Below are 13,388 nucleotides of genomic sequence, written 5' to 3' on the forward strand. Positions count from 1 at the left end.
ACTTGCCTTCAACCGGCACGTTCATTTGCTTCGATGTCGCCGTGACCGTGCTTTTGGCCGTGTCGACCTGGGCTTGAGCGGCGCTGGTGAATAGAGCGGTGGCGGCGCAAGCCGCTAATAACCATCGGTACAAGGGTGTTTGCATATCAGGCTTAGGATCGTAATCGATGCAGCATGGTATGCGAGCAGATATGCGGCGGATAGCCACACGGCAGGAACAGATTGTTCTACGGGTGAAGATAATGGAGGAATGGGCAACACGGACTCAGTCGGCGCCAGGTCAAACCAACGCACAAAAAAAGCGCAGCGCCAAAGGATCACCCGACAATCCCTTCGCACTGCGCATCACCATCACCGCCCCCAAACAGGGGCCGGTGATCAATACAACACGTTCTTCGCCACCGGCTGATCAATATTGCCTTTATCGACCATGACCACGCCCGTATCGACAAACTTCGGCGGCGACTTCTTCTCAATCACGCCAATCACCGTCTGAATGCCCTTGTAGCCCATCTGATACGAGCCTTGCACTGCTATAGCTTGGATCGTTCCGTCCTTCACGAAGTTCTGCAGATCCGCATTGCCGTCGAATCCAACCGCAATCACCTTGCCGGCCTTGCCCGACTGCGCCAGCGCGCGGCCCATCCCTACGGCCGTCGGCTCGTTCGCCCCAAAAATTCCTTTCAGGTCCGGGTTGGCGGCAAGCACGTCGGTCGTCTGGTTAAGTGCATTCGCCATTTGCGACTGCGAGTAGAACGGTCCGACCACCTGCAACTTCGAATGCGCCGCCAGATACTTGCGGAACCCGCCCACGCGCCCCACTTCGGACCCTGCGCCGGCCACATACGACATCAACGCAATCTTGCCCGTCTGCCCCACCCGCGCGATCAGCGCCTGAGCGCACATCTCGCCGGCCTTTTCGTTGTCGGTGGAGAGGAAAGCCTGGTAATACGGCTTGCCCGAATCGGACAGCGCCGAATCAATGATCACCACCGGAATATGCGCTTCCCATGCCTTCTTCACGGCGGGCACCAGCGCGTCCGGGTCCGACGCCGCCAGCACGATCCCCGCGACTTTCCGGTTCACCGCATTCTCGACCATGTTCACTTCGGCGGCTATGTCGGATTCGGCGGCCGGGCCCTGGAAGGTCATCGTGTAACCCTTCTCGGAAGCCAGGGCAGCGGTCGCGCCCTTGTTGACGTTCTGCCAGTAATTCGAATCGGCGCTCTTCACGATCACGGCAATCTCGCCGCCCGCCGCAAACGCGCTGCTCGCAGCGACTGCAAGCACAGCGGTAAACATCGCCTTCGTAGTCAGTTTCATGTCTCGCTCCTGTTGATTTTGTAAGACCCCGTGGGCCCCTCTTGCTCTCTTCTACATCGCGAACGCTCCAGGCGCGTTCGATGAAACTCATCTCCGGTTCCGGATCTGGTCAATCCACACCGTCCCCAAGATAACCAGGCCGATGATGATCTGCTGGATGAAACTCGATACCCCGTTCATGTTCAGTCCATTGCGCAAAATACCGATCACGAACGCGCCAATTGCCGTGCCGGAGATCGTGCCGACGCCGCCCATCAGCGACGTCCCGCCAATCACCGCGCTCGCGATGGCATCGAGTTCGTACATCACGCCTTCATTCGGCTGCGCCGTCACCAGCCGCGACATCAGCACGCATCCGGTCAGCCCCGCGAGCGCGCCGGACAGCACATAGGTGAACAGCTTCACGCGATTCACGTTCACGCCGGACAGCCGCGCCGCTTCCGCGTTCGACCCGACCGCGTAGATGTGCCGCCCAAGCGAGGTGCGGCTGAGCATGATGGCGACCAGCACCGCCAGCACGACCATGATGATCACGGGATACGGAATGCCGGGAAACACGATGTCGGGAAAACCGTCCGAGCCCATGCGGACCACGCGAAAAAGCGAGCCGTTGCCGAGTTCGGCGAAGGAATCGCCAAGCCCCGAGACTGGCCGAGCACCCGTGATCTGCAAGGCCACGCCGCGTGCGACAAGCATCATGCCCAGCGTGGCAATGAACGGCGGCAAGCCCATGCGCGTCACGAACAAGCCGTTGAACGCGCCGCAGATCGCACCCACGATCACGCCGCCGAGCATGCCTATGGGCACGGGCACGCCGGCTTTCACGAGCAACGCGGCGGCCACGCCTGATAGCGCGAGCACCGACCCGACCGACAAGTCGATACCGCCGGTAATGATCACGCACGTCGCGCCGAGCCCGAGATAAGCGATGGACGTCACCTGCAACGCGACAGTCATGCCGTTGCCGAGTGACATGAACGCGTTGCTGGTCGCAGAGAACACGACCACGAGCATCACCAGGCTTCCCAGCGCCGCGAACTTCTGGATCAGGTCCTTGCGGCGTTCCCGGGCGCGGGCACGGTCGGCGTGCGCCGGGTCGGTAGTCATCTCAAGCATGGGCGATCCGTCCTGATGCGTAGTGCATGATTTCTTCCTGATTGGTTTTGCGGGTCTCGAGCACGCCCGCTATCCGGCCTTCATGAAACACGGCCACGCGGTCCGTCATGCCCATGATTTCGGGCAGCTCCGAACTGATCAATACAACGCCAATGCCCTGCGCCGCGAGCCGGTCCATGAGTTCGTAGATCGCGTATTTCGCACCGACGTCGATGCCGCGCGTGGGTTCATCGAAGAACAGGATCTTCGATTCGCGGAACAGCCATTTGCTGATGACGACTTTCTGCTGATTGCCGCCCGAGAGATTGCGTGTGATCTGGTTCACGCCCGGGGTACGAATCCCAAGCGCATCGATATATTTGCGCGCAACCTTCGCCTCCTCCTCGAAGCGGATAAAACCGCCCGCGCCTGACACGGCTTCCACGTTCGCGAGCGTGATGTTCTTCGCGACCGTCATCTGCAGCGCGAGGCCATTGCCCTTGCGGTCCTCCGAGAGATACGCAATGCCGTTGCGGATCGCGTCGATAGGCGAATGGATCGAGAGCCGCCTACCTTGCAACTGGACTTCACCCGCCTCGACCGGATCGGCCCCGAACACGGCGCGCGCAACCTCAGTGCGCCCCGAGCCCATCAGTCCCGCAAACCCCAGGATTTCCCCGCGACGCAACTCGAAGCTCACCGGTCCGAACACATCGCGGCGCGTGAGGCCGCTCACGCTCAGCAGCACGTCATCCGTCGGCTGCGATTTGCGTTCGGGAAAGACATCGTCCAGATCCCGGCCGACCATATGCGACACCACTTGCTCGATGGTGGTGGCGGCGAAGTCATCGGTGGAAATGGTGCGGCCGTCGCGCAGCACAGTGACGCGATCGGCAATCTCGGCGAGCTCGTCCAGCCGATGCGAGATATAGACAATGCCCACGCCCGCCTGCCGCAACTCCTTGATGATCCGGAACAAATGCACGGTCTCGGATTCAGTCAGCGACGACGTGGGTTCATCCATGATCAAGAGCCGCGCGTTGAGCGACAGCGCCTTCGCAATCTCGATCATCTGCTGCTGCGCGACCGACAACGACCCAACCAGCGTGCGCGGCTTCAGCGACAGGCCAATGCGATCAAGAGCCGCCTGCGAATCGGCGGCGAGCCGCACCCGGTCGATGAAAATCCCGCGCTTCGGCTCCCGCGCCAGAAAGATGTTTTCCGCGATGGACAGATGCGGGATCAGGTTCAGTTCCTGGTGAATGATCGCGATGCCCGCTGCCTGCGCCTCGAGCGTGGACGCGAAGTGGTGCTCGCGGCCGTCGATGTAGATTTCGCCCTCGTCCGGCCGGTATTGGCCGCTGACGATCTTCATGAGCGTCGACTTGCCCGCGCCGTTTTCACCGCAAATGGCATGCACCTCGCCCGCGCGGACGTCGAAGCTGACGTTTTGCAGCGCGATCACGCCAGGGAAGCGCTTGCCGACGCTGTTCAGGCGCAGCAGGGGCTCGTCCGGCATCGCCTGTGGGCGCGCGGAAGGCTGCATGCGCTGTTGGGCTGCCACGTTCATCGCTGGGCCTCGTCGACTCGTATGAGCATTTGCACCGGCGTTGTCTCCTCGGCAGGGTCACGGGTCGTGGGGGCTGGCGCCGATCATTGTTCAGGCACCAAAGTGGTCAAGCCAATTTTATGTTTCCGCATCTGGCCTTACCTGTTGCGAATGATAATGGCGTTATGCCTACTCTGGAATCGCGGTATTTACCCTTATATTCATTGGCATGCCGGTCGAGCGATGCTGAAAGCAATTGGTCAAGCCACCTTACTGGTCAAGCCACCTTACACTCGGATCCCGGCACGATGCCCCTACTCCCCATGACGACATCTGTAAAACTGGTTGAAACGCGACGGCTGTATCAAACCATCGCCGATCAGATCAACACGCTGATCCGCCACGGCAGTTTCCCGGCGGGTGCACGCCTGCCGCCCGAGCGTGAGCTGGCGCAGCAACTGGGCGTGTCGCGGCCATCGCTGCGGGAGGCGTTGATCGCGCTCGAAATTCGTGGGCAGGTCGAGATCCGGATGGGCTCAGGCGTGTACGTCTGCGACGGCGGTACCGAGGAACCGCCGTTGACCTCCATGGGCGAAAGCCCTACCGAGTTGATGCAGGCGCGTGCGGCCATTGAAGGATGCGTGATCGTGCTGGCTTGCACGCGGCTGACGCCGGACGGAATGGCACGGCTGCAAAAGAGCGTGGAGTCGATGCGTGAACTGATCGCGGCAGGACGCTCGCCGCTGGAACCCGACCGGCAGTTCCATATGACGCTGGCTGAAATTGCGGGAAATTCAGTGCTGACCCGGCTGGTCGGCGAGTTATTCGATGGCCGCAACGACCCGATCGCCGCCAAGGTGAGCGGACTCGCGGAAAACATCACGACATGGGGCGTCGCGCTCTCCGAGCACGAACGGATCTTGAGGACGCTGGAAGCCCGCGATCCGATCGCCGCACAGGCCGCCATGCGGTCGCATCTGAAGGCGTCGGAAGAACGCTGGGTGGGCGGCGTTTGACTGCTTGAAGCGCGGCCCAAGCTTTCAATCGAATCTCCGCGCACCTTCCCGGCATCCTCCAGCCCTGGAAAATCAGCCCGACGACTCACCAAAGCATGGAGAGCGCGCAGAGGTGCAGTCGCAATCTGCGAAAACGGATTGAGACATGTTATTGAGAATAATTCTCGTGTAAAAGTTTACGATGCGCGGGGCATCGCCGTCCTTCACGGGCGGTCGCCGTTCCGAACGATGCTGCGTAAAAACATGGGCAAAGACAGCAGGAATGTCCGTGCCTTCATCACGCCTTCACCATGCAAACGGCCCGCTTGAAGCGGGCCGTGGATGACGAAAAACGTGCTGCGGGAAACAGGAATCTGGAAGCCGAAGCGAGGTGAAGATCAAACGAGCGGACGTTTGAACGCGCCCGTCTGCAGCCCTTGCGCACTGTGTCACTTCCAATTCGCCGCTTCCATTACTGCCGCTTGGACGCCTCCTTCTTCAGTTTCTTCGCCTCTTTCTTTTCTTTCGGCGATTTGACAGCGACCTTCTTCTCGGTTTTCTTCGCGTCCTGGCTCTTACTCATGATGTGCTCCGTGGTTGACCTTGCATTATTGCCCGAGCCGTTACGCTTTGGAACATGAGCGACATAAAAATCCATCGCCGGAACCGGCTGCACGACTCGAGGCTAAAACAAAAACAGTGCTAAAACGCTTAATCGATTTTCGAGCGCAGCTCTTGCGCGCTCACTCTCAACGCCTGGTAGCCGGACCGTGCGTGCTCAGGCAAATCCGGATCGCCGATAAGCGTGCCCAGCGTCTCGATCACGCTATAGAGAATGCCCTTGGCCGCGCCTGCGGCCATGGCGCCCGACGCGTAGGAATGATCGACGTGGCTGATGGCGGCATCGAAGTGGTCCTGTTCGGGGGGCTCGTTCACCGCGGGCTTGACCGGGTTCTCTGTCGAGTTGGGTTCCATGATGGTCGACCTCTTCTGGTTAATACTTCATGACTGCGACGTCTTGACTAAGACGTTGTTACTGCGGCGTTTTGTCGTGCACGACCATCAGCCGCCAGGTGTTAGTCGCTGATCGGCTGGATCATGTGCACACGACGCTCCGTCGCGGGTTCCCGAACCGGCGCGCCGCATTCAGTGAGCAGCTTGCGCAGTTCGAGGATGACCGGGAAAACCTCATGGTTATGATCGGCGCCTTGCCGGTCATGCGCTTCCTGCTCGCGCTCCACAATCCATCGATCTTCCTTGAAGATACGCTCGGTGAACCACACCAGCAACGGCCATGCTGCATCCAGGATGCCCGGTATTTTCGGCCGGCGGATGGACAGCAGGCCAAACGTCCGGTTGGTGCGCTGCTCGGCATCCAGGGGCACGTACGCGATCCACAGGTCCATCACCATCGTCTGGTCCTTGGTGCGGATCCGGAGCGTCTGGTACGGATACTCGGTGCGGATCGTCATCACGTCCTTGTTGTTCTCGTCGGGCTTCGTGCCGCGCTTCTGGCTGAACACCAGCGCCTCGCCGATGGGTTGCTTGCCCTCCTCGCGCGCGAACGTGTAGTTCACTTCCACCCAGTCGTCACCGCGGCTGCGACCGACCGATCGCGCCTTCATCTGGCCCATCTGCTTGCGATGCAGGAACTGATGGTTCATGTCCATCAGGTTCTCGTGCATGAAGCTGTAATGGCACTTCACTTCGCGCCCGAAGCGGCGGGTTTTGTAGGCTTTGTCGCCAACCGAACCGAGTGCGGGAAACGGCGTGGTCTCGGCGAGCAGCGGGTCGCCAGGGAAAATGAAAATCAGGCCGGCTTCTTCGCGGCACGGATACGAGCGCACGCCGTTCGGCAGGCGTTCGCGCCCGAGATACGGGACGTCGATACAGCGGCCGGTGCAGTCGTAGGTCCAGCCGTGATAACAGCAACGAATGGATTCGCCGTCGACCACGCCCGCATGCAACGGCACCTGCCGATGCGCGCAGCGGTCTTCAAGCGCGAACACCTTGCCGGTTTCCGTGCGCACGAGCACGACGGGGTCGCCCGCAAAACGAACGCCATGCGCCTTACCGCGTTTTACTTCCCGCGACCAGGCTACCGGGTACCAGTGATCGGGGTGGATATCGACACGGCGCAGATCGCGCGCCGGCGGTTGAATTTGTTGTGACGGAAGTTCGCCTGGAGCGACATCCTGTTGCAGCGCTACATGCATGTACGATGCCTCCGCTTGAGGGTATCGGCAAAAAAGGACCAAAAAACGGACGAAAAAGGTGCTTTGAGGAGACGTTGCAACCAAAGGCCTAACGCAGTCTACACGAGAGGACCATTGAGGCACGACACGGGTTGGCTGCGGGCATCGGAGGCGGGCTGGACGGGCCTGCGCAGGCGGTGCGGCGGCTTTTTGCGGCACTTCTCCGCTCGGCCGGAGCCCATTCTCATGATATTTTTGCAACGTCCTTTGCGAGCTCCCCTGCACCGTCCATCCACCGATGCGGAACCATTCAGGCGTGCTCCTGATCGAACCGCCCGGCGCTGGATCCGGCTGCCTGAATCTGTCCACTGAGTCTGTCCACTGAATCTGTCCACTGAGTCTGGCTACCTGAGTCCGGTGGCTTCAGCCTCGATACATCAGAATCGTCAGATGCCGGTGCGCCTGAATATGAGGCAGAAGTTGTTCGCGGGCATGGGCACGGCTTGTTCCATCCACAAGTCTGCGGCACGCCCGAGCTCCACCACGTCTTCCATATTCCGAACGCCCCAGGCGGGGTTGGTGGCACGAAGCTGGTTGTCGAAGGCTTCGTTGCTCGGGGCGGTATGCGCTCCGTCGCGCTTGTAGGGTCCGTACAAAAAGAGCACGCCGTCGCTTGCCAGGCGCTCGCGGGCCCCCTGGAAAAGCGCTTGGGCTGCCTCCCACGGCGCGATATGGATCATGTTGATGCATACGATTGCTGCAAGCGAATCCGGCACGTTCCAGGGCGTCGACCGGACATCCAGGGCGACCGGCGCGTTGAGGTTGGCGAGTGAAGCGTGCTTGCGCCAGGCTTCAATGGAGGCGCGCGAAGCAGCGTCGGGATCGCTCGGTTGCCAGGTGACGCCAGGCAGCGCGGCGGCGAAGTGGACGGCATGCTGCCCCGTGCCGCTCGCGATTTCCAGGACCACGCCGGCCTCGGGCAGGACACGGCTCAGTACCTCGAGAATAGGTCCGCGATTACGTTCGGCAGCAGGCGCCGAGCGGCGGAGGGTATCGGAATTATCGGCGTTGTCGGGGGTCACGGTGCGTTTCCAGATGAAGTGCTGGCGAGCGTATGCGCGCGATAGGCCGAGGTCAAGCAAAGCGCAGCCGGTAGCCTTGCGGCGAACACGAGGAAAAATGCCGATGATGACTGACGAATGACCAAGGACACGAGCCCGACCGGCCTGCCGATGAAGACGCACCCCTTAGAATGACGCTCCGGACACGCTGTCAGGACAGGAAGCAAGGTTGACCGGAGAAGGCGCGAATCCTGCTATCCCGGTGCGGCCTGCCGCCAAACCTGTGTATCCTGACGCACTGGTGGAAACCGCGAACGACCGCAGGACCGCTGCCGAATGGAAGGAAAAGAACCGAACGCGCCGCCTGCCCTCGAACGCCAATCGAACGCTGCACGCAATACCAACCGAACATCGCCCGACCCGGCGCGCCGCATCAATCCCGGCATCGAATAGCGGCCGCACCCGTCCATGCAATCCGAATGGAGCCTCCCATGCAACCCGATTCACCCGCCGGCAAGCCCGGACAGAGCCCGGAACCCTTGAGCGACGATCTCGTTGATTTCGCGAGCGAGGTCTTCGACGTAGCCCGCCGCGGCGACGCCGCCATGCTCGAAACCTTGCTGCATAAAGGCCTGCCGCCGAACCTGCGCAACGACAAGGGCGACACGCTCGTCATGCTCGCGAGCTATCACGGCCATGCCGATGCGGTGCGCGTGCTGCTCGAACACAAGGCGGATCCGGACCTGCGCAACGACAACGGCCAGACCCCGATTGCGGGCGCGGCGTTCAAGGGTTACAAGCCGGTTATCGAAACGTTGCTGGAACATGGCGCGGACGTGGAAGGGGCATCGCCGGACGGACGTACCGCGTTGATGATCGCGGCCATGTTCAACCGCCTGGAGATGGTTGAATTCCTGATCGAGAAAGGCGCGAACCCCGACGCGAAGGACGCGAACGGCTTCACCGCACGCGACGCCGCCGCGAAGATGGGCGCACCCGATACCGTCGCGCGGCTGGCGCAGGCGACCGGGGCGAAGTTGCGTCCACCGGGCGTTTGAGCGAAGCCGGACGACACGAGCGCAGCCGCTCTCGCGCGCCGGTCGTCCGATCCTTACGTTCCTGATCGCCCCTCCCCCAACCCCAAACGCCGTCGATAACCCGCGCGACGGCGCACGAATTTACTGAAGGCAGTCCCGCAACATGGAGCTCTTGTGATGAGTGGCGGTTTCCCGCTTCGAGCGTACGAGTGGCACTGGCGAACAGTGGCCCGGTCGCTTGCAATCCTCCTTGTCCTGGCGGTCATGTCGGGATGCAGCCTGTTCCCGGTTCAAGCACCCGCGCCGATCGTCGACTTGTCGACGCCGCAGCCGGCGAGCGAGCCGGAAGTCGTGGAGCCGGAAGAAGTACCTGCATCGGCGCCAGTCGCGACGCAACCCGCGGTCGAGCCCAAAGTGCCTCGCCCCGCGCCCAAACGCCGTGTGGTCGTGCCGAAAAAACCGCCGCCGCCTCCGCCGCCGCCCGTCGAGGAAAAGGCGCCGCCCACACCGCCGCCGCTGCTCACCACGCGCATCATGCAGCACGAGCAGATCCGCGGTTTGCTCGACAGCGAGATCCAGCGACCGGACGGCAAGGTGATCGGCCGCGCGGTGGACATGTACGCCGATGCCACCGGCAAACCGAAGATCATGATCGTGAACCTGTCGGGGTTCCTGGGCGTGGGAGACCGCAAGGTGACCTTCCCGTGGACCGCGTTCCGCTTCAATCCGGCCACGAAAAAAGCGCCCATCACGTTCGCACTGCCAACGCCCGGCAGCAACGGTGCGTCGAACGCGGCAAAGGCAAAAGCTCAGGATGCATCGGCGAGACCGGGCTCGGTCAACGACATTCCGCCGACGCTCGCTCAACTCATCGACTCCACTGTCCTGCAGAAAAACGGCGCGCGGATGGGCCGCGTAGTCGACGTACTGGTCGATGCCGATGCGCAACCCCAGGCGCTCGTGATCGATCTCTCCGATTCCCTCGCCGCCGACAAGCGGCAAGTCGCCGCGAACTGGCCCGACCTGCACGTGGTCTCGCGCAACAAGGTAACGCAATTGCAACTGGATTTCACCGACGCACAGATCAAAGCCGCCCCAACGTACTCGCCCGATCAGCCGATCAAGATCGTTTCGCCCGTCGTCCCGCCACCGGAACCTGCCGCGTCGCCTGAGCCAGCTTCGGCTGCGGCTGCGGCCTCCTCCGGCCCGGGATCGGGTGCGAAAGCCGGTGCGGCGGCCGTTGCGCGCCCCTCGAAACAATGAGGACGATCTGAAATATGGTAATTGCACGAAGTCTGCGCGCGCTCGATTGGCTGAACTTCTTTGTCGCGAATGTGCAGACCGGCTTTGGGCCGTTCATCGCTTCCTACCTCGCCGCGAACAAATGGACGCAAGGCGAGATCGGGCTGATGCTGAGCGTCGGAACGATCAGCGCGATGGCGAGCCAGCTGCCGGCCGGCGCGCTCGTCGATGCGTTGCGCAACAAGAAAGGCGCTGCTGCCGCCGCAATCATCGCGATCATCGTGAGTGCATTGCTGCTCGGCGCGAGCCCCACGTTTGTCGCCGTGTTCGCGGCCGAAGTGCTGCACGGCTTCGCGAGCTGCATGCTCGTGCCCGCCATGGCCGCGATCTCGCTCGCCCTCGTCTCGCGCGCCGATCTCGGCAACCGGCTTGGGCGCAATGCGCGCTGGGCATCAATCGGCAGTGCGCTCACCGCGGCGTTGATGGGCGTGTTCGGCGAGTACCTGTCGCTGCGGTCGGTGTTCTTCCTGACCGCGGCGCTGGCGTTGCCCGCGCTCGTCGCACTGAACATGATCCATCACGAGATGGCGCCCGTCGTGCCGCGCATGAAAAAGGCCGCGGCGAAAGCAGGGGCAAGCATTGCTGAAGCGGTAAGCGCGGTCGGAGAACGGCCCGAAAGCCTGCGTGACCTGGTGCGCGATCCGCGGCTCCTGACCTTCGCGGCATGCGTGGTGCTGTTCCACCTGTCGAATGCGGCCATGCTGAACCTCGCCGCAGGCGAAGTCACGGCGCACATGGGCGACAACGTTCAACTCGTGATCGCGGCGTGCATTATCGTGCCGCAGTTCATCGTGGCGGGGTTGTCGCCGTGGGTCGGGCGGCAGGCGCAAAACTGGGGGCGCAGGCCGGTGCTGATCCTCGGTTTCTCGGCGCTGCCGTTACGCGCACTGCTGTTCGCAGCCGCCAGCAGCGCGAGCAGTCCTTACCTGCTGGTGCCCGTGCAGATGCTCGACGGCATCAGCGCAGCCGTGTTCGGCGTGATGCTGCCGCTGATTGCAGCCGACGTGGCCGGCGGCAAGGGCCGGTACAACTTGTGTATTGGATTCTTTGGGCTGGCGGCGGGCGTTGGGGCGACGCTGAGCACGGCGATTGCCGGGTTCGTGGCGGACAAGTTCGGCGTGAACACCAGCTTCTTCGGACTTGCCGCGGCCGGTGCCTTGGCCGTGGCGCTGGTGTGGCTGGCAATGCCGGAAACCCGCGATGCCGCCGCCAACGAAGAAGCCGCCAAGCAGAAGGAAGCGACCCCGGCGGCTTGACGAGCTTGAGTGAGTTGAGTGAGTTGAGTGAGTTGAGTGAGTTGAGTGAGTTGAGTGAGTTGAGTGAGCAGACAGGACGCGCCGGGCTTGAAAGATTCAGCCCAGCGCGTGCTCATGTTGCAATACGACCTGCGATGCCAGCCACGCATCGATCTGCTCGTCTGAAAATCCGTACTCGCTCAGTACGTCGATCGTGTGTTCGCCCAGCATGGGCGGTGGCATGCGAACCGAACCTTCGGTCATCTCGCTCATCCCGATCGCGCTCGCCGCCTGCTTCAGCTGGCCTATCGTGCCATGTGCGACTTCCTCGACCAGTCCGCAATGCACCACCTGCGGATCCGCGAACACGTCCGCGAGGTTATTGATGGGACCCGCCGGAATGCCGAGCCGTCTCAGATCCGTGGTCCACTCGGCGCGCGTGCGCGTGCGCAGTTTTGTATCGATGACCTCCTTGAGCGCCTCCCGGTGCTGTTCCTGATTGCAGGATTCGGCTGGGCGTTCTACCTTCATGCAGGGCTGGTTCCGTTCATGGTGCTGTCGTTTTTCATCGGCCTGGGCGGGGGTAACGCGCCATGTATGCGCTATGGTTACCCGAGCAGTATCCGTCCTCGATCCGCGCCACCGCGTTTGCCTTTTCGACATTGATAGGACGGTTTTTCGCAGCGGGCGTCAGCCTTTGCCTGGGCGTTGCCGTGAGCCATTTTGGAACGCTCGGCACGCCGATCGCAATGACCGCATGCATATTCGTTGTTGGAATCATCACGTTGCGACGGGCAGTTGAAACACGCGGCGCACCCTTGCCTGACTGATCTTTGGCACACTGAAAAAACATGACGAATACCGGCACCATCCCAGGGTTTTCCTGTTCGCGGCACGAGAGCGTTGTCACGATCCAGCTCACGCGTGTCGAGCAACATAACCGTATCGATCCCGCCGATCTGGCCGGACTCAGGGGAACGATTGCATCGGCGGCGAACGATGAAACAGTCATAGCGCTGGTCGTCACCGGCACCGGCACGACCACGTTCAGCTCGGGTTATACGTTGTCAGCGCTGGCCGAGGGCAATATCGACGATTCGTTCGAAAGCTTCCTGAACGAGCTGGAAGCTTGCCCCCTGCCTACTGTCTGCGCGCTCAACGGCAGCGTCTATGGCGGTGCAACGGACCTCGCGCTGTGCTGCGATGTGCGCATCGGCGTGGAGGGCACGCGCATGTTCATGCCGGCTGCCCGTATTGGCTTGCACTATTACCCCGACGGCATGCGCCGGTACGTGCGCGAGCTGGGGCTGGCTCAGGCGAAACGGCTCTTTCTTACCGGCATGACGCTGGACGCGCCCGAGATGCTGCGCATCGGCTTCCTGACCGAGCTTGTGCAACCCGGGCAACTGAACTCGCGCACGGCGGAATACGTCGATGCGCTTCGCGCTTGCGTACCGGACGCCGTACGGTCAATGAAGCGTCAACTGACCGCTATTGCCAATGGAGATTCCACGCTCAGCGCGGACCGGTCCGCCTATGAGCGATCGCTTCAAAGTCCGGTCATCGCCGAGCGCATCAAGCAACGCCGCGCCTGAC

The 13,388-nt window shown here is 62.0% G+C and carries 13 protein-coding genes and 1 pseudogene; 5 read left to right on the forward strand and 9 right to left on the reverse strand.

What is annotated here, in order from left to right:
* The 4 genes and pseudogenes from AWB69_RS49220 to AWB69_RS07245 all read right to left on the reverse strand — a co-directional run.
* Nucleotides 1-145, reverse strand: a pseudogene (locus AWB69_RS49220) (YceI family protein); the annotation flags it as partial.
* 233 nt (nucleotides 146-378) lie between these two features.
* The gene (locus AWB69_RS07235; RefSeq protein ID WP_062083755.1) at nucleotides 379-1,323 is read right to left on the reverse strand and encodes an ABC transporter substrate-binding protein; all 945 of its coding nucleotides are present in this window, start codon (nucleotides 1,321-1,323) and stop codon (nucleotides 379-381) included.
* Nucleotides 1,324-1,410: 87 nt separating this feature from the next.
* Complete coding sequence (locus tag AWB69_RS07240) at nucleotides 1,411-2,439, reverse strand: ABC transporter permease (RefSeq protein WP_062083757.1); 1,029 nt, start codon at nucleotides 2,437-2,439, stop codon at nucleotides 1,411-1,413.
* Nucleotides 2,432-3,964, reverse strand: a complete 1,533-nt coding sequence (locus tag AWB69_RS07245) for a sugar ABC transporter ATP-binding protein (protein ID WP_156528772.1) — start codon at nucleotides 3,962-3,964, stop codon at nucleotides 2,432-2,434. The genes AWB69_RS07240 and AWB69_RS07245 overlap by 8 nt, the downstream gene beginning before the upstream one ends.
* 311 nt (nucleotides 3,965-4,275) lie before the next feature.
* Between AWB69_RS07245 and AWB69_RS07250 the strand changes: the two genes are divergently transcribed.
* Nucleotides 4,276-4,983 (forward strand): FadR/GntR family transcriptional regulator, encoded by a 708-nt coding sequence (locus AWB69_RS07250; RefSeq protein WP_231937015.1) that lies wholly within the window; start codon nucleotides 4,276-4,278, stop codon nucleotides 4,981-4,983.
* A gap of 690 nt (nucleotides 4,984-5,673) precedes the next feature.
* Here AWB69_RS07250 and AWB69_RS07255 read toward each other — a convergent pair.
* The 3 genes from AWB69_RS07255 to AWB69_RS07265 all read right to left on the reverse strand — a co-directional run bounded on the left by AWB69_RS07255 (nucleotide 5,674) and on the right by AWB69_RS07265 (nucleotide 8,239).
* Nucleotides 5,674-5,937 (reverse strand): hypothetical protein, encoded by a 264-nt coding sequence (locus AWB69_RS07255; protein ID WP_062083764.1) that lies wholly within the window; start codon nucleotides 5,935-5,937, stop codon nucleotides 5,674-5,676.
* A 101-nt stretch (nucleotides 5,938-6,038) separates the two neighbouring features.
* Nucleotides 6,039-7,178, reverse strand: a complete 1,140-nt coding sequence (locus AWB69_RS07260; protein ID WP_062083766.1) for an aromatic ring-hydroxylating oxygenase subunit alpha — start codon at nucleotides 7,176-7,178, stop codon at nucleotides 6,039-6,041.
* Between the two features lie 425 nt (nucleotides 7,179-7,603).
* Entirely contained in the window at nucleotides 7,604-8,239 is a 636-nt protein-coding gene (locus AWB69_RS07265) for a DUF938 domain-containing protein (RefSeq protein WP_062084050.1), read from the reverse strand.
* Between the two features lie 470 nt (nucleotides 8,240-8,709).
* On the opposite strand from AWB69_RS07265, the gene AWB69_RS07270 reads away from it, so the two are divergent.
* The 3 genes from AWB69_RS07270 to AWB69_RS07280 all read left to right on the forward strand — a co-directional run bounded on the left by AWB69_RS07270 (nucleotide 8,710) and on the right by AWB69_RS07280 (nucleotide 11,813).
* A complete protein-coding gene (locus tag AWB69_RS07270) occupies nucleotides 8,710-9,276 on the forward strand; it encodes an ankyrin repeat domain-containing protein (protein WP_062083768.1) in 567 nt (188 codons plus the stop codon).
* Nucleotides 9,277-9,432: 156 nt separating this feature from the next.
* The gene (locus tag AWB69_RS07275; protein ID WP_062083770.1) at nucleotides 9,433-10,518 is read left to right on the forward strand and encodes a PRC-barrel domain-containing protein; all 1,086 of its coding nucleotides are present in this window, start codon (nucleotides 9,433-9,435) and stop codon (nucleotides 10,516-10,518) included.
* 14 nt (nucleotides 10,519-10,532) lie between these two features.
* Nucleotides 10,533-11,813 carry an MFS transporter gene (locus AWB69_RS07280; RefSeq protein ID WP_062083772.1) on the forward strand — a complete coding sequence of 427 codons (1,281 nt, stop codon included), beginning with the start codon at nucleotides 10,533-10,535 and terminating at the stop codon, nucleotides 11,811-11,813.
* A gap of 96 nt (nucleotides 11,814-11,909) precedes the next feature.
* Here AWB69_RS07280 and AWB69_RS07285 read toward each other — a convergent pair whose 3' ends face one another.
* Nucleotides 11,910-12,323 (reverse strand): CoA transferase, encoded by a 414-nt coding sequence (locus AWB69_RS07285; protein ID WP_062083774.1) that lies wholly within the window; start codon nucleotides 12,321-12,323, stop codon nucleotides 11,910-11,912.
* Nucleotides 12,324-12,357: 34 nt separating this feature from the next.
* Nucleotides 12,358-12,663, reverse strand: coding sequence for a hypothetical protein (locus AWB69_RS51080; RefSeq protein WP_197500192.1), 306 nt, complete (start codon nucleotides 12,661-12,663; stop codon nucleotides 12,358-12,360).
* Here AWB69_RS51080 and AWB69_RS07295 point away from each other — a divergent pair.
* Nucleotides 12,644-13,387: an enoyl-CoA hydratase/isomerase family protein gene (locus AWB69_RS07295; RefSeq protein ID WP_062083778.1), complete on the forward strand. Its 744-nt coding sequence runs from the start codon at nucleotides 12,644-12,646 to the stop codon at nucleotides 13,385-13,387. The two genes, AWB69_RS51080 and AWB69_RS07295, sit on opposite strands and share 20 nt — an antisense overlap.
* The last annotated feature ends 1 nt before the right edge of the window (nucleotide 13,388 follow it).

The sequence above is a fragment of the Caballeronia udeis genome (assembly GCF_001544555.2).
In the GTDB taxonomy this organism is placed as follows: domain Bacteria; phylum Pseudomonadota; class Gammaproteobacteria; order Burkholderiales; family Burkholderiaceae; genus Caballeronia; species Caballeronia udeis.